At 62.3% G+C, this 19,725-nt stretch carries 20 protein-coding genes; 8 read left to right on the forward strand and 12 right to left on the reverse strand.

What is annotated here, in order from left to right:
• Positions 1-142 precede the first annotated feature (142 nt).
• The 12 genes from EHF44_RS28065 to EHF44_RS28120 are packed head-to-tail and all read right to left on the reverse strand — an operon-like array spanning position 143 to position 11,567.
• Positions 143-976, reverse strand: a complete 834-nt coding sequence (locus tag EHF44_RS28065; protein WP_124687029.1) for an ATPase — start codon at positions 974-976, stop codon at positions 143-145.
• 55 nt (positions 977-1,031) lie between these two features.
• Complete coding sequence (locus tag EHF44_RS28070) at positions 1,032-1,649, reverse strand: DUF4400 domain-containing protein (RefSeq protein ID WP_124687030.1); 618 nt, start codon at positions 1,647-1,649, stop codon at positions 1,032-1,034.
• A gap of 3 nt (positions 1,650-1,652) precedes the next feature.
• Positions 1,653-1,949, reverse strand: coding sequence for a hypothetical protein (locus tag EHF44_RS28075; RefSeq protein ID WP_253700452.1), 297 nt, complete (start codon positions 1,947-1,949; stop codon positions 1,653-1,655).
• Complete coding sequence (locus EHF44_RS28080; protein WP_124687031.1) at positions 1,924-2,430, reverse strand: hypothetical protein; 507 nt, start codon at positions 2,428-2,430, stop codon at positions 1,924-1,926. The genes EHF44_RS28075 and EHF44_RS28080 overlap by 26 nt, the downstream gene beginning before the upstream one ends.
• Before the next feature lie 6 nt (positions 2,431-2,436).
• Positions 2,437-4,302 carry a conjugative transfer system coupling protein TraD gene (gene traD, locus EHF44_RS28085; RefSeq protein WP_124687093.1) on the reverse strand — a complete coding sequence of 622 codons (1,866 nt, stop codon included), beginning with the start codon at positions 4,300-4,302 and terminating at the stop codon, positions 2,437-2,439.
• Positions 4,302-5,531, reverse strand: coding sequence for a TraI domain-containing protein (locus tag EHF44_RS28090; protein ID WP_124687094.1), 1,230 nt, complete (start codon positions 5,529-5,531; stop codon positions 4,302-4,304). Before EHF44_RS28090 ends, traD begins: the two co-directional genes overlap by 1 nt.
• Positions 5,531-6,583 (reverse strand): type IV secretion system protein, encoded by a 1,053-nt coding sequence (locus tag EHF44_RS28095; protein ID WP_124687032.1) that lies wholly within the window; start codon positions 6,581-6,583, stop codon positions 5,531-5,533. The genes EHF44_RS28090 and EHF44_RS28095 overlap by 1 nt, the downstream gene beginning before the upstream one ends.
• Positions 6,584-6,595: 12 nt before the next feature.
• Positions 6,596-7,354: a conjugal transfer protein TrbJ gene (locus EHF44_RS28100; protein WP_124687033.1), complete on the reverse strand. Its 759-nt coding sequence runs from the start codon at positions 7,352-7,354 to the stop codon at positions 6,596-6,598.
• Between the two features lie 15 nt (positions 7,355-7,369).
• Positions 7,370-9,826: a VirB4 family type IV secretion system protein gene (locus EHF44_RS28105; RefSeq protein WP_124687034.1), complete on the reverse strand. Its 2,457-nt coding sequence runs from the start codon at positions 9,824-9,826 to the stop codon at positions 7,370-7,372.
• A complete protein-coding gene (locus EHF44_RS28110; RefSeq protein WP_124687035.1) occupies positions 9,820-10,149 on the reverse strand; it encodes a conjugal transfer protein in 330 nt (109 codons plus the stop codon). Before EHF44_RS28110 ends, EHF44_RS28105 begins: the two co-directional genes overlap by 7 nt.
• A gap of 1 nt (position 10,150) precedes the next feature.
• Positions 10,151-10,498: a TrbC/VirB2 family protein gene (locus EHF44_RS28115; RefSeq protein ID WP_124687036.1), complete on the reverse strand. Its 348-nt coding sequence runs from the start codon at positions 10,496-10,498 to the stop codon at positions 10,151-10,153.
• A gap of 19 nt (positions 10,499-10,517) precedes the next feature.
• Entirely contained in the window at positions 10,518-11,567 is a 1,050-nt protein-coding gene (locus EHF44_RS28120; protein ID WP_124687037.1) for a CpaF family protein, read from the reverse strand.
• Between the two features lie 398 nt (positions 11,568-11,965).
• Here EHF44_RS28120 and EHF44_RS28125 point away from each other — a divergent pair, with 398 nt between their 5' ends.
• Genes EHF44_RS28125 through EHF44_RS28160 form a run of 8 tightly spaced genes read left to right on the forward strand, consistent with a single transcriptional unit; the run spans position 11,966 to position 19,725 of the window.
• A complete protein-coding gene (locus tag EHF44_RS28125; RefSeq protein WP_124687038.1) occupies positions 11,966-12,673 on the forward strand; it encodes a VirB8/TrbF family protein in 708 nt (235 codons plus the stop codon).
• Positions 12,674-12,690: 17 nt separating this feature from the next.
• Positions 12,691-13,602 (forward strand): TrbG/VirB9 family P-type conjugative transfer protein, encoded by a 912-nt coding sequence (locus EHF44_RS28130; protein WP_124687039.1) that lies wholly within the window; start codon positions 12,691-12,693, stop codon positions 13,600-13,602.
• Complete coding sequence (locus tag EHF44_RS28135; RefSeq protein ID WP_124687040.1) at positions 13,602-14,846, forward strand: TrbI/VirB10 family protein; 1,245 nt, start codon at positions 13,602-13,604, stop codon at positions 14,844-14,846. Before EHF44_RS28130 ends, EHF44_RS28135 begins: the two co-directional genes overlap by 1 nt.
• Positions 14,839-15,636, forward strand: a complete 798-nt coding sequence (locus tag EHF44_RS28140; RefSeq protein WP_124687041.1) for a transglycosylase SLT domain-containing protein — start codon at positions 14,839-14,841, stop codon at positions 15,634-15,636. The genes EHF44_RS28135 and EHF44_RS28140 overlap by 8 nt, the downstream gene beginning before the upstream one ends.
• On the forward strand, positions 15,633-16,871 hold the full coding sequence (locus EHF44_RS28145; RefSeq protein WP_124687042.1) for a TrbG/VirB9 family P-type conjugative transfer protein: 1,239 nt from the start codon (positions 15,633-15,635) through the stop codon (positions 16,869-16,871). Before EHF44_RS28140 ends, EHF44_RS28145 begins: the two co-directional genes overlap by 4 nt.
• On the forward strand, positions 16,868-17,293 hold the full coding sequence (locus EHF44_RS28150; RefSeq protein WP_124687043.1) for a lytic transglycosylase domain-containing protein: 426 nt from the start codon (positions 16,868-16,870) through the stop codon (positions 17,291-17,293). The genes EHF44_RS28145 and EHF44_RS28150 overlap by 4 nt, the downstream gene beginning before the upstream one ends.
• A 28-nt stretch (positions 17,294-17,321) precedes the next feature.
• Positions 17,322-17,912 carry a toxin co-regulated pilus biosynthesis Q family protein gene (locus EHF44_RS28155; protein ID WP_124687044.1) on the forward strand — a complete coding sequence of 197 codons (591 nt, stop codon included), beginning with the start codon at positions 17,322-17,324 and terminating at the stop codon, positions 17,910-17,912.
• A 7-nt stretch (positions 17,913-17,919) separates the two neighbouring features.
• On the forward strand, positions 17,920-19,725 hold the full coding sequence (locus EHF44_RS28160) for a protein PilN (RefSeq protein WP_124687045.1): 1,806 nt from the start codon (positions 17,920-17,922) through the stop codon (positions 19,723-19,725).

Raw genomic sequence — 19,725 nt, forward strand, 5'->3', positions numbered from 1 at the left:
CATTCTCGCACTGCGAGGGACATGGTCCGACCGACTCCGACCACGATTTGTGAGAGCGTTGCAAAGACGTGCCACATGGTGGCATCAAGACCAATCAAGACTTAGTGGAGCGGACCTGATGCCACGATGGCTGAGCGGCAGATCAGATGCCGCGCACCGTTGTCATGAGCTTCAAATGGGTGGTGTAGCTGCGAAGGCCCAACGGCTGGAACTTGCGCAGGAACCGCGACACTTCCTCGTTGACATCGCTCTGGTCCCGGATGCCGTTCCAGACCATGAAATCGAACTGATCCATCGTCTGGTCGAACTTGACCAGAACCTGCAGCGCGCGGACGGCAAAACGCGAGTAAGCCTGAATCTCGAGCGAGAGCGAAGGGCGCTGGATCGTCGGCGCAAAGACGATGTCTCCCGCCGCACGCATCTCGGTTTCGCGTTGCTCCCTGTACGCCTTCGCCACGCGTACCTGTTCGTCGACGTAGTCCTCGAGTTTCGACAGCTCGCGTTCCAGGTACGCCTCCAACGTGGAAAGCTCGGCGCGCGTGAAGGTGCTTTGGCCGAACCGCTGGAGATTGAGCGACATCCGGTTCATGTAGGGCCACCATTGCTCGAAGAGGGGGCGCAGGCGCGTGTGATTCAGCTTCAAAGCGACAGGCACGACGGCTGCCCCCGCGAGCTCGCGGTCGAGGATCTGCAGGCCGAGTTCGCGACGCCGGCGGATGATCGCCTGGCGCTGCTCAGGCGGTAGTTCACGAAAGAGCTTGCGCGTCCGCTCGACGTCAGCTTTGCGCTGCTCATGATCGGCCGGCGAGAGCAGGCCCTCGTTGCGCAGCGCATCGGCCGAAGCATCCATCTCGTTGAGCTCGTGCTCGACGTCCCCGGTGCTGTCGATGGTTCCGAGCGTGCTCGGGGTAGGGGAAGCCGCTACCGAAGCGTCCAGGATGTTCTCATCGGCGGGGATCAGGTCGGTCGTGGTCATGATTTCTCCGTTTGGAAGGCCATCCACATGGCCTTGTCGTCATTGAGTGGCCGGACTATTTGCCGACATGGAACGACGCCGCTAGGCGCCAGCAAAGCAGGCCCACCAGGCACACCACATAGGTCCACCAATTGGCGAGCAGGGTAACCGGGAGAAGCAATGCGGAGGCTCCAATCCCGAAGCAAAGCATGAGGCCGTGGGCTGCGACATGGAAGGACACGGGATTGGCGAATCCCGCGCTTGCAGCCCGGATCTTTCGTGATACCGATCCATCGTTGAAAACTGCCAGAATCAACACTGTCGCGCCCAAGAGCCAGTGGTGGGCTACCGCCGAACGGTATAGCGCGCGATAGATGGTCAGCCAGAAGTGTTGCATCCAGCCGCGGCCGAACGTTGACGCGCCCCCGTCCGAGAAAGCCGTCGGGGTATCGGAACCCGCGAAGGATGCTTTCACCGCCCCGGAGTCGATAAACCACTCGCGAAAGCGGGCGTTTGCCGATGCCACCGCGATATCTGCCTTCTCCGTCCCAAGGACCCCTTCGACAGACGCCTGTTCGGAACGACTGATCTCGAACGCTGTCTGGTCCTGAATGAATGGCGCCAGCGTGCAGATCATGAGTGGCGAAATAATCAGCCAAAGACGGACGTGGGATGCGAATCGGCTACTTGCCATGGTTCAGATCCACCGCAGTAGCAGCAGGACGGGGAAGCTGGGAATCGCGACAAGCGCGGCCCAGAACACACCCGGCCTGGCGAGAGAGATGTGCACAAGCGCGAAGCAAGGTGCGGCCTTGGGGGCTGTGAAGGCATCGGGCGGCGTCTCGGCCGGATAGGCATGCGAGGCCAACCAGTCGTCCATGGCCAGCGCCAGGGCCGGGTCGACGTTACAGATGCGCGCGGCCACCATGGCCGGAATACGGCGAAGCCGCTGCGCGACTCGGCGTGCGTCAGTGTGCAAAGCTGCCAGCGACATCGTAGCTCTCGAAGTAACGGGAGAAGGCGTATCCGGTCAGCACCCGGGCCGCAAGTTGAAATGCAGCACAGCGCTGGGAAATCTCGCCGGGGACCGGCTCGTCAACGACTTGGCAGACGTAGCCTGCCAGCTGCCGTTGCTCGAATGCCGGGATCGATTCGTGGAACGGATACCAGACGTTGTACTTCTCGCCCTTGAATGCGGCATAGCGCTTGTTGTACAGGTCGTGCGCGCGCGAGAAGAGGCCCTTCATGAACGCGACAGACGGATCGCCATGCTTGCGCGCGGCGCGCCATGCTGCGATGCCGTCCGTCAGCATTTCTTTGATCAAAGGCTCTTCACGCACACGGTAGTTCGTGCCGATGTAGTCGACCACGCGCGCGCAGATCTCATCGAGGTCCGGAGAGAGGGTGAACACCGGGGAGAGCTTCGCCGACAGATTGTGTTGCTTGATAACTTCGCGGAACAGGCTGCTGCGCATGGATGGTTAGTCCTGAATAATTGGAACACGACCTTGGTAGACGGCGCCGCCGGATATCCGCAGGAAGTACTGGAGGTTCGGCAGTTGCATGACCAGGTCATGCGGAATCAGGGGTACCTTTTCAAGCTGTGCGGACCGCGAAACGGAGCCACTGAATTCACCTACGTGCGCTTCCGTGCCGGTACTTGTGCTGCTGGAAATCACCAAGTTTCGGATTGCCGTCGTTCCTGCCTTCTCGGCAAACCATTGGGCGGTGTCGATGTCTTCCAAGCGTAGAACGATCTGGTTGTTCAGATTGCCCAAAACCTGCTGCATTTTGGCCACGTTTCCAAGTTTTGCCGTGAAATCGGAACGCGTCTGGTAAGCAACGAACGCCTTGAAGCCTGCACCACGCCCCTTGTTGAGAAGCTGGAGCAACTGCTCGTTGATGGCCTCAGCCGTTTCGTCAACCTGAAGGACGATCTCGGGAGGCTTCGCGTAGAAGTTGTAGATCGCGCCCGCGACCGAAGCAATGTCCGCAAGCAGCATCGACATCACGGCTTGTGCGACCATGGAGTTCGACAGGGAGTCCGCACCGACGTAGAGCACGGCCTTCTGCTTGATGACCTTGTCGATATCCCAGATTTCTCGATCGTCCTCGAAGTCATCTGCTTTGGGCGCCAGCATGAGGCCGGTCTCGCCGGTGGCCAGCATCTGCAGGAGGGGCAGGGCGGAAGCGATGATCCGGCCGTAGTGGTCTCGATCGTGTTGAAACGTCGAGATGAGACCGTCGATCGACTCGTGGCCCTTGCCCAGATTCGAGAAGCGGTCGATATACAGTCGAACCATAGCGTCCAGACGGGTACCGCCACCTTTCTGACCAACTTGCTGCATGTATCCGGCGACCTCGTCTTGCCAGTCCGTCATGCCGGCTTCGGGGAAAAAGCGCTGAAGCGCGCGCTCGAGCAGGTTGTTGATACCGTTCTGTGCGTATTGGAGGATGGAGCGCAGGTTGGGCTTGTCGCCGACGTAGAGCTCGCCTTTGACAGAACGATCGATGAACAGGAACGCGAACTGCCGGAACGGGCCTTCCTCCATGAGCTGGGCGACACGCGTGGGTATTTCCGATGGCTGCGACCAGTTTTCCAGTGGATTCAGACGGATGGATTGGGACGGCGCCGCCTGTTTCCAATACAGAAACTTCCGACCCGTACGCTCGCATTCTCGTCGGCATCTTGCGACCCACTCGACGTCGTTCTTCGGATCGATCACGATCAAAACGTCGTTAGGGTTGTGAATTACCTGAGTGGAAATCAGTTCGAACGTGCGCGTCTTGCCCGCACCGGTGGTGCCGCTGATGGACGTGTGCCCGCCCATCGCCTTGTAGTGAAACGGCACGGGCTGCTTCTTCGTCTCCAGACCCGCAATCCACGGTTTGCCTTGAGGCGAATGGTCCGCAATGCTGTTGGCAGGAGCAAAGGCCTTCTCGATGGCGCGTACCGTCTCATTCGGCAACCATTTTGGCAAGCCGGGAATGTCGGTGGACGGCATGCGCAGAATATCGTGCGCGAGTTGACAGTGCTTCTGGGTCCATTCGTAGCCAGTGCCGAGGTACATGGCATCCGCGTCTTTGTCCTTCGAGCGGAGACGGCGGCTGGCATCGAAGAGATCATCGATCTTGACGACAGTAAGCCACTTGGTGGAAATGGCAAGTCGGAACCTGAGGGCGCGCCAAACCTGTACGGACCGCAGCAGCAGGGCACACAGGCACAAGAGCGCGAAATAGCCGGCGTGCGGCATGCCGCTTAGCAGAATCAACAATGCTGCGATGGTCCAGCCGACGGCCGCGCGGAACTCGTAGATGGGCCGGAAATGATTGATGTAGTGGTTCATCATGACGCAGTCTCCGGCGCGATCAGACGTCCCACTTCGTCGATCAACAGAATGTTCTGGCCATCGACCTTGTATAGGTGCTTGCCCTTTCGAAGGTGCTCGATAAGGGTGTCCGACGCCAGGCCATAGTTGCCGAGCGACCGCTTGCTAATGGAGACTTTGCCGTCGATCCGCGCAATCTTGGCTTTGCCACTGGCAACGTCCTGGGCCAGCGCCTTGAAGAACTCCCGCATCAAGTTCGAGGCGCCGGCCAAAGCCTTGAAGGGATCGTCAGCTGATGACTCCCTGCGCAGCGAACGAGCCCCGTCGAGCTGAACCACGTTTCGCTCTGCAGAGGTCTCCGCGGCGGTGGTATCGGGCGCTTCGATGATGGCCTGCGATCCAGTGACCGAGGATTCCGCTTGCAACCCGTTGCCTGTTTCGTCGGTGGGCTTCGCGGGAGCTGACGGCGCGGTCGTCACGGCCTGGGTCATGGATGGATTGATGGCCTTCTCCAGCACCTCGGCGTTCGGTACCGGCGTCGAGTCCGGGGCGAATTCCGCTTTCCTGGCCTTGATCTCGAACTGGGTCAGTGTGTCGATGGATTGCCGTACGACCTTATGCAGCAATGTTTCGAGTCCGGTCGGCCTGGGATCCGGATTGATCGCACCGAGAAGCTCGGTGAGCACCTGGCTGTCGAAGGCGCTCAATCGTTCGCTACCGAGAATCTCGCGCGCGAGAAGTGCGGTGCGCATGCGCTCAATGGGGTGGATCGCCTCGCGTCTCGTGACACGGTAGGTGCTCGTGCCGACCCAGGGACCGAAGGCGCCGTGGGCGGCGGGGATCCACTCTGCACCGTCGCTGTCGCGATAGAACTGAAAGTGACGGCACGGCTCGTCAAGCCGCGAGCAGCACGCGGCAAGGAAAAGGGCGTAGAGATACTGAGGTTCGAGCATGCGCCGACGCTCAGACGGCTGGTCCGCGCCGAACTTCTGCGCGCCGGACAGGCGCATCGCAAAGTACGCCGCTTCGACGGTAGCACGGAATGCACCGCCCGGTTCCGCGTGTTCAGCGAAGCGCAACGGCATACTGGAGAACCAGTCCGCGCACCGCGTCAGAATGCTCAGCCATTTCGTGGCAAACAAGTCGCCAGAAACCTCGTTCGCATACTGGCGAATCAGCGCAATGCGGCTCTCGTGAGCCGACAATAGCGCCGCTGCCGGCATCGAGGTATGGGTATGCGTACTCATCATTTCGGCTTCGCCAGGAACTTGCCGATGCCGCTGGCAGCCTTGAGGCCAATCCGCATGGCCCCACCACCGCTGATGCCACCACCGGAGCCGAAGATCGCGCCGGCTATTTTAGGCAGCTCGAAGGCGACAAGAATCATGAACAGCGCAACGCTCAGGGCATACATGGCACCAGCGAGCGTCGCTGTGCCGGCGCTCTTCTGATCGGTGAGCGTGGACACCAGTGCACTCGAGACGAGGCGAGCCATCACAGCGGCAACGACCGAGTACATCGAGGCGCCGATCATGAAGTCCAGCCACGAAGAGAAGTAGCGACGGCTATAGTCGGAGAATCCCAGGGCGACGGCAATAGGTCCAATCACGATTCCGATGGCTGCTGTTATCTCGCCGAGGGAAATGAAGAACGTGTAGAGAAGCGCTGCGACGGCGCAAAAAGCGAACGCAGCCAGCAACACCATTCCAGCAAACGCTATCATCAAGACGTCCGAGATACCGCTTGCCGCCTTCATAGACTCAATATAGGAATCAAGGAATCCGGCGCCGACGGACGCGAGCGTCATCGCGGGAGACATCGCTTGCGTGCCTGCGATCTTGTCGGCGAGATGCTGGAAGTATTCGTAGATGCCCGGCCCGAACTTGTCATAGCCGGTGTAGAGGGACGCGAAGATGCCAAGCATAAGGAGCGTTTCGAAGACCTCGGTCCAGGCCGCGACAGGTTGTGACGCCGCGGCGAAACGAATTCCAGCCAACGTCAGCGTAATGACGGCAAGCCCGAAGGCGATCTTGTCGGCGTCCGGAGTGAGGGACTTGCTCAATGTGGTGGCGCCCCCGATCAGACCGGTACGGAACGATTCGAACTGACTGAGCCAGCTCTTGAGCGATTCGCCAATCGATCCAGGCTGCGCGAATAGCCCGGGGTTGCCACCCTTGTTCGAGGCAGTTTGCTGTGCGGTGTCGGTGCCCGCTTCAGGGGCGGACGCTTGTGCGAATGCCGGCGGCGAGTGCAAAAGAAGGGCCGTCAGAAGCAAGACGATGAAGCGGGCGATCTGCATAGTGGGGGATGGTCAGTTGGACTGCAGCTTGCGGGAGAAGACACGGGCTCGGAGATTCTTGAGCTCTTCATCTTGTGCGGCTGCCAGTGATCGCATCGCTTCTGCGCTCTGGGTTTCCTTGGCAACGGTCTGCTGGTCCCGATCGGCATCGGCTTGGGCACGCACACTCATGAGCTGCAGCAGATCGGAGTTCTGGCTCGCCAGTACGTCGAGCATCTGGTTGGTGGTTTGCGCGGCAGCTTGCGCGGTTGGCGAAAGTTTGATCTGCGACTGGATCTTCTGGCGTCGCTTGGCGACAGATTGCGTGTTCTTGAAGATCTGCTCGCCCAGGCTGAAAAGCGCCTTGGCTGTCTTGTCGCCGTTGGTCAGGAGGGAGCGCTGATCTTCGAACCACTGTTCCTTCGTCTTGCCGGACGAAACGACCATGCTCTGGATCTTCTTGAGATAGTCGGCGTTGTCGGAGACGGTGCCATACAGGTCCTTGAGCGTAGTGCCGTACACTTCGTACTTGCCGATTTCGTCCTTGATGCTGTTGAACTGCTCCATGATGGCTTCAGCATCGAGCCCGGTGGCCTGCAGCAACTGGTTAGCCATCATCTGGTACTGGTAGACGATGTTGGTGTTCTCGTACACCTCGGACTTGATGGACTGCAACGCCGAGATCGTGGTCTGCACGAGGCCCACCCAATCGGTGACGGGCAGGGCGGCGTGAGCGGGGGCGGCGCCCAGGACGGACGCGGCGACGGCGAGGTTGGCGATCCACTTCTTCACTTTCTATCTCCGTGTTTAGGCTGCGCGGGCGAGCATTTCGCGCACGTAGCGGTCTTGCCAGTCGGGCTCGCCCGACGCGTAATGGGTGTCGCAGATGGATTGCGCCACACCGTCAGAGCGCAGCATTGCCACCATCTCGTCGCTGAAAGCGGTCTGGAGCATTCGGGTCTGGACGTTGGTGATCCAGAGGTAGTCACGGTTCGGTACCGCGTCGGAGATCATCTGGATCTGGTCTTTGGTCAGGCCGAACTTGTCCCCGTAAAGGTCCGTGCTCGTTTTGGCCTGGCTGTTGGGCAGATAGATCCAGTTGGCGATGTTCTCCTTGAGGATTTCGAAGTTCGCCACGCGCGCGATTTGCCGCAGGGATTGCGTCGCCGCCCAGATGGAGCCGTTGAGCTTCCGGATGGTGGTGATCCAGTCTTCGAAGCGCTTGTAGAAGCGCTCGTTCTGGAAGAAGAAGCCGCATTCCTCTACTTCGATGACGGTGTAGCGGATGCCGTCCATCGACTGACTGATCCGGTAGAACGCATAGTCGGTGAAGAGCGCTGCCGCCCGAGGAAATTTCTGGAACAGTTCGCCGCACTCGATGCAGAGGTTGTCGCTCACTGCGAAGGCATCCTCGACATGATCGAAGAAGTGACCGTACTGCCCGCCCACCAGCCAAATTTGCAGCCGCTCGCGCAGATCGGCATGGAGCATCGTGGAGAGGGCACTGAGGGTCCACCGCTCGCGGGGATAGCTCGCGAGCAGCTTCACTGCCTCGAACATGTCCTGACTTTGTTGCGGCGAAAGGGAGAAATCGTCGTCTTCGAGGGCCAGCGTCAGCCATTCGGTGACGTAGGTGAAGCTGCCCGGGTCGGCGAGGAGCGACAGCGGATTGACCGGCGTGCTCGCCTGGAACTTGCCGGTTACGTCGATGAATGCCCCCCCGCTGAGCAGCGTGGGGATACGCGTGGAGCGGTCCTTGTCGAAACGGATGCGACGCGCCTTGTGCCGATCCGCCTGCGACACCAGGAAGTTGAGGAAGACCGACTTCCCGGCCCCGATCGGGCCGATCACAAACAAGTGTCCGTTGCCGCCCGGCTGATGCATATCGACGCGTTGCCCGGTGCGGTGCCGAGTCGGCAAGCAGGTGAGGGGTGGCACCTCGGTCCCGGTCTTCTCGGAGAGCCATGCGTTGCGGGTGGGCCCTTCGAGCACCGATCGCACCGGGGCGATATCCGAGACGGCGGGGGTCTCGACAAACTGAAGGCGTCGCTGGCGGTCCCAGCGGCCGGGCAGGGTACTGTTCCACGCTGCCATCAGGTTCGTCTTCTCGCGGATCGCGCCAAAGCCGGCATTGGTCAGCGTGCCAATCACTTCGCTCACCGCGTCTTCGACTTCGGCTTCCGTATCGGCATAGATGACGATGGAGATGTTGGCGAAGCCGTGCTGCACACCTTCCGCTGTCAGACGTTTGAGCGCCTTGCCCGCTTCCTTGGCCAGTTCCTCCCGCCCTTCGTCGTTCTCATTCTCTTCCTTCGAGACATACTGCTGGACCATGGAACGGAGGTTGACTGCCGCCATCTTGTAGAAGCGACGCACCTTCTCGATATAGGCCGTCGCGCGTGCCGTATCGAGGAAGCGGTACATGATGCAGATGTCCAGCTCCGCATCGACTTGCAGGAGAGCGTCGAGCGCGGCTTCCTGGAAGCTCATCCATTCCTTTACGGCGACAACCGCGGCATAGCGCTTGCCGTGCGCCGACTCGAACAGAAGGCGTTCGGAACCTACCGTAATCTCCGACTCGCTCAGGTGAGTGTCGAGCATCGTCACCGGGAAACGGATGCGGCGCTTCGGTACGCTGGGGTTGGCGACCTGATGGAGCGCGGCGTAGCTGTCCTGCATCGCCAGGCGCGTCGGTTTAATGCGCGGAATGCCACCGGTGAACGCGTCGAGCATGGCCTCGAACCGCCGCGTGTCCGAGCGGATCTTCTCCATGTCGAAGGCGAAGGCGCTGCGGGCAAGCACCGTATCCTTGGTCGCTTCGAGCAGGGCGGCGAGGATCGGCTTACCGCCCACGGTCATGTGATGGCCAATCTTTTCGAAGAACTTGGCCACGCCCGTCTCCGGGGTATAGGCGATGCTCAGCGAATGCGCATTGCGGTAATACCTGCCCGTTGTCATGTGGGCGCGGTTGAGCGCGTCGAGACGGGCATCGGTTCCGTTGCTGAACTCGCCCTCTACGTACCCCTTGGTACGCCGGTGCGTCAGGCGCCACCAAGCTGTGATGCGGTTGTCAAAGGCGCGGCAGGCCTGGTCGAGCTGGTCGCGTGCGGAGGTGATGTCGCTCGCGTCCGCGCTATCGGCGTCCACACCACGGAAATCGTAGTTTGCGAGCAATGACCCGTCCTTGTTCAGGATGAGCTCGGGCGTAATCGAGGTGAGCCACGGGGCGATTTCCGCCAGCGGCCGTCGTTTCAGCTTCAGCATGGCAGGTCGCTGTCAAAGCCATAGGGACGGCGGAACACCGCGTGAGACTTGCCGTGCCACGGCAGGGACTCGTATACGTCGCCGTACTGGTTGTAGACGTTCAGGATCTGGTTCCACCACGGATCACGGCTTGTCAGCCACGCGAGCAAGGCGTGGCTGCATAGGCCATACACAAACACTGCCACCGGGATTTGCCAGCCGCTCCGATACGTGACGTAAATCAGCAGCGCAACGATGGTGCCGTTGGCGATGGCCAGACCCCGTACTGCGCCGGCGATCAGGCGCGGCATGGACAAGCCGATGCTCACGTGGTGCTTGCGCATGTCAGAACCCGGTACAGGAGGCGATCAGGCCGAGCGACTTGAGGATGGAGGGTGCTGCGGCCGCGAGACCCACACCGACGCAGGCGCCGGAGATGAACTTCGAAAGGGACGATTCCGCGTTGGCATACGCGTATGCGCCCAGGACGATCACGATCAGGCCCACCACGAAGAGGTACTTCGTGTTGATGAACGTTGCGATGCCACAGATGAAGTTGCCGAGGTTATTCAGGAACGCGTCGTCGGCGGCGACTGCCGACGTGGCAACAGCCATCATGCCGACCATCAGCAGGGCTGAGGGCGCGTACTTGCGTGCGGTGGCTCGCACACGGTGGTTGAGGGTGAAGGTCATTTCGGATGGACTCCGTTGGTTAAAAAACGCGTTTGATGTCATATTCGCCGTTGCTGAAACCCTTGATCTCGATGATTTCCGAGACGTGACGCATCTCACCGGTACGCTTCATGTGCACGACGTAGTGGATGCAGTCGGCGATGAGCTTTCGCATGTCGTCGAGCTTCCATCCCGAGCCGGGTGGAATCCCGAGAAGGGCCATGCTCTCCAGGCGAGAGAGGGCCGAGCGAGCGCTGCTGGCGTGAAGGGACGCCATGCCGCCGTCGTGGCCGGTGTTGAGCGCTTGCAGCATGTCGAAGGCTTCGCCAAAGCGCACTTCGCCAACGAAGATGCGGTCAGGCCGGAAGCGCAGGGCGAGCGCGACAAGATGCTGCGTGGTGACGCCTTTATCCTTGTTGGACAACAGACGCACCAGGTTCGGTACCGTGAGCTTGAGTTCCATGGTGTCCTCGATGGTGAGGACGCGGTCGGTGGCCGGGACGCGGCCGGCGAGTGCGTTAAGGAAGGTGGTCTTGCCCGACGATGTGCCGCCCGCGACGATGATGTTCTTGCGCCGTACCATCAGCTGCTCGAGCGCGCGCACCAGGGCCTCGTCTTCCTCGTTTCCGTGGAATATCGGCTCCTCAGCCTGCGTGGTGGCGTTGCGCAACGAGAACGCGCCCGCCTTGGCGTAGTCCTCCAGCGTGAGATTCGTTTCGCGGTGCCGGCGGATGCTCAGCGCGTGGCCGTCAATTGCCGTCGGCTGCATGACCGCAGCGATCCGCAGTCCTTTGTGGCCGGCATTGATGATGCCTTGGGACGTGCCACGCACTGCGGACTTCTCGACGGACGAAGCAAGGGAGCGAACGGCGCCCTCCACCTTGATCGGGTCCAGGACGATGTCGAGCTTGGTCAATACCCCACGTCGCTCCACCCAGATGCTGTCGTGGCGGTTGATCATGACTTCAGCGACGTCCGCTGCATGGATGACGTCTTGCAACGGCGCCAGGGACTCGAAGAACATCGAGACCGCGCTGTCCGCAAGCTGCGTCAATTGCAAGAGGGGGTGGTTGGTCGCTGGGGTTTCCATGCCCGCTATTGTTGGCGGGCAAACGGGTCAGGATGGCGGCGAAAGCTGGCCGATTTTCGGTAGCTTTCGACAAATTCGCTTTGTGGCAACCTCAGGGCCCATCCGCCTTCAGCAGCCAGGAAGGAACATGTTCCTTTCAAAAAAGGCGAATCACACGGTCAAAACCTGAGTATTCGACTTTCTAAGGCACTTTCCGCATCCTCAAGCACGGCTTGCCTGCATGTCTGTGGTCAAGCCGACTTGAGAGGGCCAATCCCCGGCCGGGGTCAGCGACATGGGGATATGAAAGTCGCCCTCATGCAAATAAATGGAAAGCTCTGCGAAATGGCACAGCTTTCGGGGCAAACGAACAGCGAATCGCTGTTTCAATTGGCGGCATCCCATTGGACCGCCGCAGCATGCCAATCTTCCGAAAGTCCGCCGACAAAGCCAAGCCCCTGACCGTTGCGCCGGGCATGTATGGCAATGAGAGCCCGGAGCAAGCGATCTTCGACCGCACCACGCGCATCAGCGTGGATCGCAATCATTGGAAGCTGGCGACTGTGGGCCTCGGCGTCATTGCCGTGGCGGCCATCCTGACGCGTGAGCCGCCCCCATCTGTCGTGAAGGTGGTGGGCGTGTCGTCGGACGTGACCGGTAAGCCCATCACCCGAGAGCTCGACGCATTTCGTCCGGACGAGCGCCAGGTGCAGGCGGCGCTCAAGGACCTCGTGCAACGATGGTTCACGATCGAGCCGATCCTGACGCCGCAGATCGAGTCTTCCCGTATGGCCGCCAATCTGCGGTCCGTTCGTGAGCAGATGCTGGGCGCCGCCAAGGACCAGTTCAATGCCTGGGTGCAAGAGGACGAGCCGTTTCGGCAGGTTATGTCGTCCCCCACGCTTACGCGCGAGCCGAAGTTCGTCAACATCGCGAGCCTGCCCGATAGCACGGTGGTGATCGAGTTCGTCACGACGACTACCGAAGACGGCTACAAGCCACGCAAGCAGCGCTACACCATCACGTTTCGGTATCAGACCAAGCCGGCAGACAAAGAGGCTGTGCTCGGTACCAATCCGTTCGGGGTGTACCCCATCTTTTTCAGCATTCAGAAATCGGCGGCCTGATCGTCGCGCATACGCCCATGGAAGCTCGTACCCCCTCCCGGTTCATCCCTCTGGCCATCGCGCTTTGCCTGGCCTTGCTGCTGTCCGCACCCGACAGTCGAGCTGCGGACAAGAATGTGCGTCGCACCGGCGCCGGCATGGCCGCGCTGGGAATCGGTGACCTCAGCGATGCGATGAATCCTGCCAATCCCTTCAATGGCGGCGTCGACCCGATCGCGTTGCCCGGCGACTCTCGGCTCGTGGTCTTCACCTACAGCCGCGACCAGATCTTCCGGGTCCTCAGTGCACCGCTGAAGATCACGACCATCGAATTCCCCGACGACGAACAGATCGTCGGCGACCCCGCCTGGGGCGAGAACGTGCGATGGGACTATGACACGGATGGCGCCAATCACCTTTACGTGAAGCCGCAGGCGCCGGGGCTGGTCAACACGCTGTCCGTCAATACGAACAAGCGCAGCTACGAGTTCACGCTGGTTTCGTCGCCGCTCGGCGGCATCTTCTATCAGAAGGTCCGATTCAAGATTCCGACGTCGATCTCCGCCAAGGTGAAGGCGCGCAACGACGCACGTGGCGACGCTCCGGGCGAGGAAAGGGCAGGGGAACCTGAGGCGTCGCGCAGTCCCGATGCCGTTGGTGTTTCCCCCGACCAGCTCAATTTCGAGTACGCAATCTCGGGCAGCGCCAGCTTCAAGCCGGAAACCGCCTTCGACGACGGCAAGGCGCTGTGGCTGCGTTTGCCGAATGCAGCACTGCAGAACTGGCCGGTGGCGTTCATCAAGGACGGCAGCGATTTTGTGGTCGTCAATGCCATCCGTCGCGGCGGGTACCTGGTGGTGCAGCGACTAGCGGACACTGTCGTTCTGCGCTCGGGCGACGATGAAGTGAAGATCGAACGCGGCCGCCGTCGCGTCCTGGGGCTGTTCTGATGCGCGGCAAGCAAAACGCGGATAACGTCACCGACGTGACGGCGGCGCAGGAGCGGACCGTCAAAGGCAAGCTCCCCCGTAACGTCGTCATGGCGCTCGGCGGTGTGGCGGCGCTGCTGGTCGGGGCCCTGGGCTACTACTTCCAGACCGTGTCCGACGAGCAGCTCGATGCCAAGGCTGAGCAGGCCCGGGCCGACCAGATCAAACAGCGGGCGGGCAGCGCGGACAACGGGCAGAGTCTCGAAGCAGCCATTCGCGCGCAGGCTGAGAAGGCGCGTGAGGAATCCGAGAAGCAGCGCAAACAGGCCATTGCCGCCGATACCAAGGCGCCCGTCATGACCGCCGGCGATCTCACTGGCACGGCAAAAACCACCGGCGCTGCGCCGGATGCGAAGAAGAATGCGGAAGACGACCTCTTCACGTCCTCGGTGTTCAAAAGCGGGACACGCAAGTCGCAGGTCGCCCAGGTAAAGCAGCCGGCAGGCATGGCGGACGTGACGGACCCCGCGCAGATGCGTGCCATCCAGCAGGCGGTCGCTGCAAAGGCCGCAGCCGCCAATGCTGCGGCGGCCACCCCAGACGGCCTCGCGCCGCAGCCGTCATCGTCGGATCGCCAATTCCTGCGCGACGCCGGAAGCACGAACACGTTGCGCACGGGTTTCGACGGCAAGCTGCCGCGCTGCACGCTGAGCCGCGGCTTCATTATCCCGGCCAATTTCGCGGGCGGGCTCAACTCCGACAAGCCCGGCGAGTTCCGTGCGACGGTATCGCAAGACGTCTACGACACGGTCAAGGGCACCTGCAAGATCATCCCGGCCGGCACGACGCTGGTTGGAATGTACAGCGCCGACATTGCCGTGGGCCAGGAACGCATCTTGACCGCTTTCGTGCGCATGCAATTGCCTAACGGGAAAACTGTTCCGCTCTTGGGCATGCAGGGAGCGGACCCGGACGGCACGGCCGGCAATACGGGCGACGTCAACAACCACTTCCTCAAGATCTTCGGGGGGGCGCTGGTAATCGGCGCGCTGTCGCTGCGCTTCAACGACAACCCGACAACTACCACGGTAGGACCCTCGGGGCTCGTGGCGTACGGCAATTCGGCCGGGCAGGTGGCGACCCAGACGGCGCAGACGATCCTGAACCGAAACCAGAACATCCGCCCAACCATCACCACCGAGCCTGGACAGAAGATGATGGTTCAGGTCAAGCATGACATCGTCCTGGAGCCGTACCGTGATTAAGCGGGTCGCGGCCTTCCTCCTCTGTGCAGCGACATGGGCCGGCGCCCATGCGGCGACCATTGAGGCCGTCATCAGCCCCAACGCCATTGTGGTGAAGGACGGCGGACAGGTGCGTGTACACACGCTCGATGGCAAGCCGGTCCTCTACTGCGGCCTTGACGCGTTCCTTGGCTGGTCCGCCCGGCTGCTGGGTGCGCAGATCGAGCCGGGTGCCGACGATGGACCGATCGTGACGTTGGCTGGCAAGGCCACGCCAATTGCTCGACTGTTCACGCGAGAAGGCTGGCTGCGACCGTCCGCGCTAAGCGATGCGGCGCAAGAAGCCCTGGCCGAGCGGCGCGGTGGCTGGGCGTGCGCGCCGAAGACCGAGCCGTTTGCCCAGATGGGTGTTCGCGTGGATCCCAAGATTACCGCCGGCATCGCGATGAACGAGTCGTCCTATCGTGGCCGCCCGTGGCCCTGGACGCTCAATGTGGCTGGGCGAGGCATGTTCTTTGCCACGCGCGAAGAAGCCTACGCAGCCGTTACCCGCCTGATCGCGAACGATCGTTGCGATTTTGATGTGGGCCTGATGCAGGTCAACTGGTGCTACCACGGCAAGCGGTTTGCGTCCCCCTGGGATGCGCTGGCGCCCGCCACCAACATTCGCGTCGCTGAAGACATTTTGGCCGAGAACCTCCAACGCAGCGGCTCGGCCATGAAGGCCGTGGCCTGGTATCACAGTGCGAACCCCGAGCGCGGTGGTCCGTACTTCTCCCGCTTCATGAAACACGTCGCACAATTCCAATGATCAGGCCGCTCCTATTTTCCGCTCTTGCGCTGGTCGCTGCGTGCGCCCATGCGGCCGACACTGATCCGCTCGACTTCGACTATCAGGTCATTGCCCGCGCTGCAGATCGCCCGGCCATGGTCTTCAACGACGGCCAGTCGACCTACATTCAACCGCGGCACGGTCAGCTCGTGCAGGCGGACGGTGCCATTCAGAATGGGCCCTACTGGGTGGTCGACGGCGTACCGGATGTGCTGCGCTATACCGTGAACGGTCAGCCTGTGGTGGCACGTTGGAAGCGCGCCAACGGATTTACATCCGAGCCGGCCAACGCAGGCGGCGACATGCCACGCAACCTCGCGTCCGTGTCGGGCCGCCTCGCGCTGATCGGCACCTATTCGGAATTGCCACTGGTGCGGGCTGGCCGCTCATCCCTGCCACTGGCGCAGATGATCAAGTCCATCGCACCGGCAGGCTGGAGTGGTACGGCGCAGAAGGATATCCCGCTCACCGACGACGTGTCGCTGGACACACGCGCCGGCGAGAACTGGGTGCAGGCGCTCGCGCGGGTGCTGGAACAGCGCAATCTCTATGCAGAGGTGGATTTCGGCCGAAAGAATATCGCGCTGCGCGCGACGCCGCCCAAGGCGTTTGCCGTGGAGCCCGGGGCAGCGACGCCTGCAGGCGGCATGCTCCGCGCCGCCGCGCCGGTGGTGGCGGCACCTGTGCAGGACACGCCTCCTGCCGGCACGGCCTTGCCGGAAGGTCCGACGTTGGCCTCGGCCTTCAATGCGCTGGCGATTCGGGACGCGAAGAACGGCCGCATCGAGGTGCGTTTCGACTCGGAGCCGAAGGACCTGGAAGTGCGCGATGGCGCCGGCGCCAAGTTGCGCACCCGCTGGGACGATACCGAACGGGTGCTGTCCTTCCCGACGGTGGACAGCTTCGTCGCCAGCGGCGGTGGCAAGCGCGTGGAAGTCGCGCGCGTACCCGGCATCAACTTCCTGTTTCCGCGGGACAACGGCGCTGGCCTCGAGCGTGTCTTCGAAAAGGATGGCGCGACCTATCTGAGCTTCGCCAAGTCGATGGCAAGCATCTCGGTGTTCGGGGACAACCACCAGGGTGGCGGGGAGCAGAAGGACCGCTACTACAAGTTCAACGGCGTGTCGGACCACCTGACGGTCATCGCAGACGGCAACGTGGTGCGCGTGGACCGCCTGCCGGAGGTCCGCTTCTACGAGCGGGCAGTCCAATGATCGCGATCCGGATTGGTCTGCTGATCGCCGGCACGGCGCTCGCCAGCGTTGTGCATGCAGATTGCCTCGACGACGCGGCGGCGTTCCATCGCGTGAGTCCCGTGCTGGCGCGTGGCATCGCACAGGTGGAATCCGGTATGCGCGCGTGGGTAACGAACCGCAACACCAATGGCAGCGAGGACATTGGCCTGATGCAGATCAACTCTGCTCACCTGCCGCGCCTTGCGCGGTTCGGGATCACCCGCCAGAGCCTCTTTGACCCTTGCACCAATGCCTACGTCGGCACCTGGATCCTCGCCGATTGCCTGGGCCGGTACGGCGAGACGTGGACGGCTGTCGGTTGCTACAACGCCGGCTCCCCAGACAAGCGGCTCCGGTACGCCAACCGCGTCTACCAGAAGCTGCAATCGACGACGAAGTAACCCATTCGAATTGAAACGGAATACAGCCATGCACCAGTCTCGATCGTTGTCCCGGATGTGCCGGGTTCTTCTTGCGGGCGCCGCGGCCGTGGCGGTCTGTGGGCACGCCGCAGTGCCTGCGTCCTCCCCGTTCGGCGCCGACGCGTCGGGCAACTTCGAGCCGAGCAAGCCCCTGGCGGGCGGTGGCTGGCAACTGCTGTCCGATCGCAAAGCGCCGAAGGCCGATGCGACAACGGTTGCTGCGCTCACGCCAACACCTGCGGCCACCACTGCGGTGGTGTCGCCGGTGAACGCCGCGACGTCGGCGGTGCCGACTCCTGTGGCGGCACCGGTGCCCTCCAATGGCCAGCGCGACTGGTCGGTCTCGCCCGGCGATGGCAACTATCGCCTGCTCATCGAGAAGTGGGCCCGTGACGCCGGCTGGACCACGGCGCCGTGGGAGCCCGACCAGGACGTGCAGATCGAAGGCGCCGACGCCTTCACCGCGGACTTCAAGACGGCCGTGCGCCGCGTGCTTTCGGCGACGGAGATGACCGACTACAGCCTGAAGCCGTGCTTCTACTCCAACAACCTCGTCCGTGTGGTGAAGCTCACCACGAAGTGCGACCCGACCAAGTGAGCTGCAGATGAAGCTGAAACACATTCTCCGACCGGCAACCGGCGCCGCCCTGGTCTGTACCACACTCTCCGGTTGTGTCTCCCCGACGCTGCTCAAGGACGTCCGTCAGACCACGGACACGACGACGATGCAGATCACGCAGACGACCGAGGAACTGTACGCTCGGATCCGGCGGGATCGCGCGGCGGTGGAGGCCGAGCAGGAAGTGAACCGCCCGTTCCTGGCCGGCAAGCGCGTGCCGGTGGCGCGTAACGTGACGCTGCCCGTTGCACTGCGCAAGGACGTCGACACGCTGGTCGTGTTTCCGGAGCGCTCGATGTCGCTGGCGGTTGCCGCCCAGCGCGTGCAGATGGCGACCGGCATCCCCGTCAAGATCGAGTCCGACGTGTACCTGCCGCCGAATCTGCTGCTGCCGCGCACGTTTGCCGCGCAGGCCCAGCAACAACTGCGCACGGCGCAGCAAGGGCAGGGCGCTGCCGTGAATCCGCTGTCGCAGGGTCTGGGCCCGGCGCCGGCGCTCAACTCGCCGCTGCCGTCTGCCTTGACGGCTGCCGGAGGCATCGGCGTGACGCAGGCCACGGCGCTCCTTGAGACGCCGCTCAACGTCGAGTTCAAGAACAGCGAAAAGATGCCGCTGGCGAACATGCTCGACCTGATCGCCACACGACTTGGCATCAACTGGGAGTACAACGCCGAGAAGGGGCTGGTCCGGTTCTATCGCCTGGTCACGAAGACCTGGCAATTGCCGATGGCCGGCGGGACCAACTCGTTCACGACCGAGTTCAAGCAATCGGCTGAGGGCGGTTCGTCGGGTGGCGGCGGCTCGGGCGGAACGGGCCAGTCCGCCCAGATCGATGCCGCGGCCAAGGCCGAGATCAAGGAACAGAACGACCTCGAGGGCGTCAAGACCAGCATCCTGCCGGCCATGACGATGGTGGGCAGCTCCGAGCTGAATCCGGCCACCGGTGTGCTCACGCTGCGCGACACGAAGGAAGCGGTCGACGCTGCCGACGAGATCATTCGTAGGCAAATCGCCATCTACTCGCGGATGGTGACGCTCAAGTTCCAGATGATCGACTTGACGGTCTCGGACGCAGGCGAGGCCGGGGTGGACTGGAACGTCGTGCTGACTAAGGCATTGCAGAATCTTCCGGGGTTCACGGTCAACGCGCTCTCGCCTGCGACGCTCGTCTCGTCCACCGCTGGCGGCGTAGGGCTGGGTATCACCTCGGGCGGCTTCGCTGGCACGCAGGCCATCGTGAACGCCCTGAAGCAGTACGGCACCGTGACCTCCGGTGTCACGATCCCGGTGTCGATGCGCAACCGGCACGGGTTCCAGTACAACAATCGCCGGACCTTCTCGTATGCGTCGGGCTCGACGCCGGCGACGACGACGGCTGGTGGCACGGGCGGCATCCCGGGGATCATCACGTCGACGGCTACGGTCGGCTTCAAGCTGGCTGCCTACGCTGACGCCACCTCGCGTGACGACGTGAACCTCACGATCGCCCTGGATCAGTCGAAGCAGGACGGCCCGCTGGAGAAGTTCACGTCGGGCACGGGCAACAACCAACAGTCGGTCCAGACCATCAACATCGTCGGCAAGGGTATTCCGAAGCAGGACATCATCGTCCGCAACGGCCAGACGGTCCTCATGGCCGCACTGGACCAGGACGACACCGCCAATACCCGCCGGACGCTCGGCGAGTCGTTGCCGATGCTGCTCGGCGGCTCGCAGACCGTATCGAAGACGCGTACGTTCACGCTCCTGCTGGCGACGGTCATGGTGCAGGACCACGGGGAGGGCAAGTGA

The organism is Cupriavidus pauculus (assembly GCF_003854935.1).
In the GTDB taxonomy this organism is placed as follows: domain Bacteria; phylum Pseudomonadota; class Gammaproteobacteria; order Burkholderiales; family Burkholderiaceae; genus Cupriavidus; species Cupriavidus pauculus_C.

Coding starts and splice junctions, on each gene's coding strand:
- EHF44_RS28065 (WP_124687029.1), bottom strand. CDS start 976: ATGACCACGACCGACCTGATCCCCGCCGATGAGAACATCCTGGACGCT.
- EHF44_RS28115 (WP_124687036.1), bottom strand. CDS start 10,498: ATGACCTTCACCCTCAACCACCGTGTGCGAGCCACCGCACGCAAGTAC.
- EHF44_RS28145 (WP_124687042.1), top strand. CDS start 15,633: ATGATCAGGCCGCTCCTATTTTCCGCTCTTGCGCTGGTCGCTGCGTGC.
- EHF44_RS28155 (WP_124687044.1), top strand. CDS start 17,322: ATGCACCAGTCTCGATCGTTGTCCCGGATGTGCCGGGTTCTTCTTGCG.
- EHF44_RS28125 (WP_124687038.1), top strand. CDS start 11,966: ATGCCAATCTTCCGAAAGTCCGCCGACAAAGCCAAGCCCCTGACCGTT.
- EHF44_RS28080 (WP_124687031.1), bottom strand. CDS start 2,430: ATGCGCAGCAGCCTGTTCCGCGAAGTTATCAAGCAACACAATCTGTCG.
- EHF44_RS28160 (WP_124687045.1), top strand. CDS start 17,920: ATGAAGCTGAAACACATTCTCCGACCGGCAACCGGCGCCGCCCTGGTC.
- EHF44_RS28150 (WP_124687043.1), top strand. CDS start 16,868: ATGATCGCGATCCGGATTGGTCTGCTGATCGCCGGCACGGCGCTCGCC.
- EHF44_RS28075 (WP_253700452.1), bottom strand. CDS start 1,949: ATGTCGCTGGCAGCTTTGCACACTGACGCACGCCGAGTCGCGCAGCGG.
- EHF44_RS28135 (WP_124687040.1), top strand. CDS start 13,602: ATGCGCGGCAAGCAAAACGCGGATAACGTCACCGACGTGACGGCGGCG.
- EHF44_RS28105 (WP_124687034.1), bottom strand. CDS start 9,826: ATGCTGAAGCTGAAACGACGGCCGCTGGCGGAAATCGCCCCGTGGCTC.
- EHF44_RS28120 (WP_124687037.1), bottom strand. CDS start 11,567: ATGGAAACCCCAGCGACCAACCACCCCCTCTTGCAATTGACGCAGCTT.
- EHF44_RS28110 (WP_124687035.1), bottom strand. CDS start 10,149: ATGCGCAAGCACCACGTGAGCATCGGCTTGTCCATGCCGCGCCTGATC.
- EHF44_RS28090 (WP_124687094.1), bottom strand. CDS start 5,531: ATGAGTACGCATACCCATACCTCGATGCCGGCAGCGGCGCTATTGTCG.
- EHF44_RS28095 (WP_124687032.1), bottom strand. CDS start 6,583: ATGCAGATCGCCCGCTTCATCGTCTTGCTTCTGACGGCCCTTCTTTTG.
- traD (WP_124687093.1), bottom strand. CDS start 4,302: ATGAACCACTACATCAATCATTTCCGGCCCATCTACGAGTTCCGCGCG.
- EHF44_RS28130 (WP_124687039.1), top strand. CDS start 12,691: ATGGAAGCTCGTACCCCCTCCCGGTTCATCCCTCTGGCCATCGCGCTT.
- EHF44_RS28070 (WP_124687030.1), bottom strand. CDS start 1,649: ATGGCAAGTAGCCGATTCGCATCCCACGTCCGTCTTTGGCTGATTATT.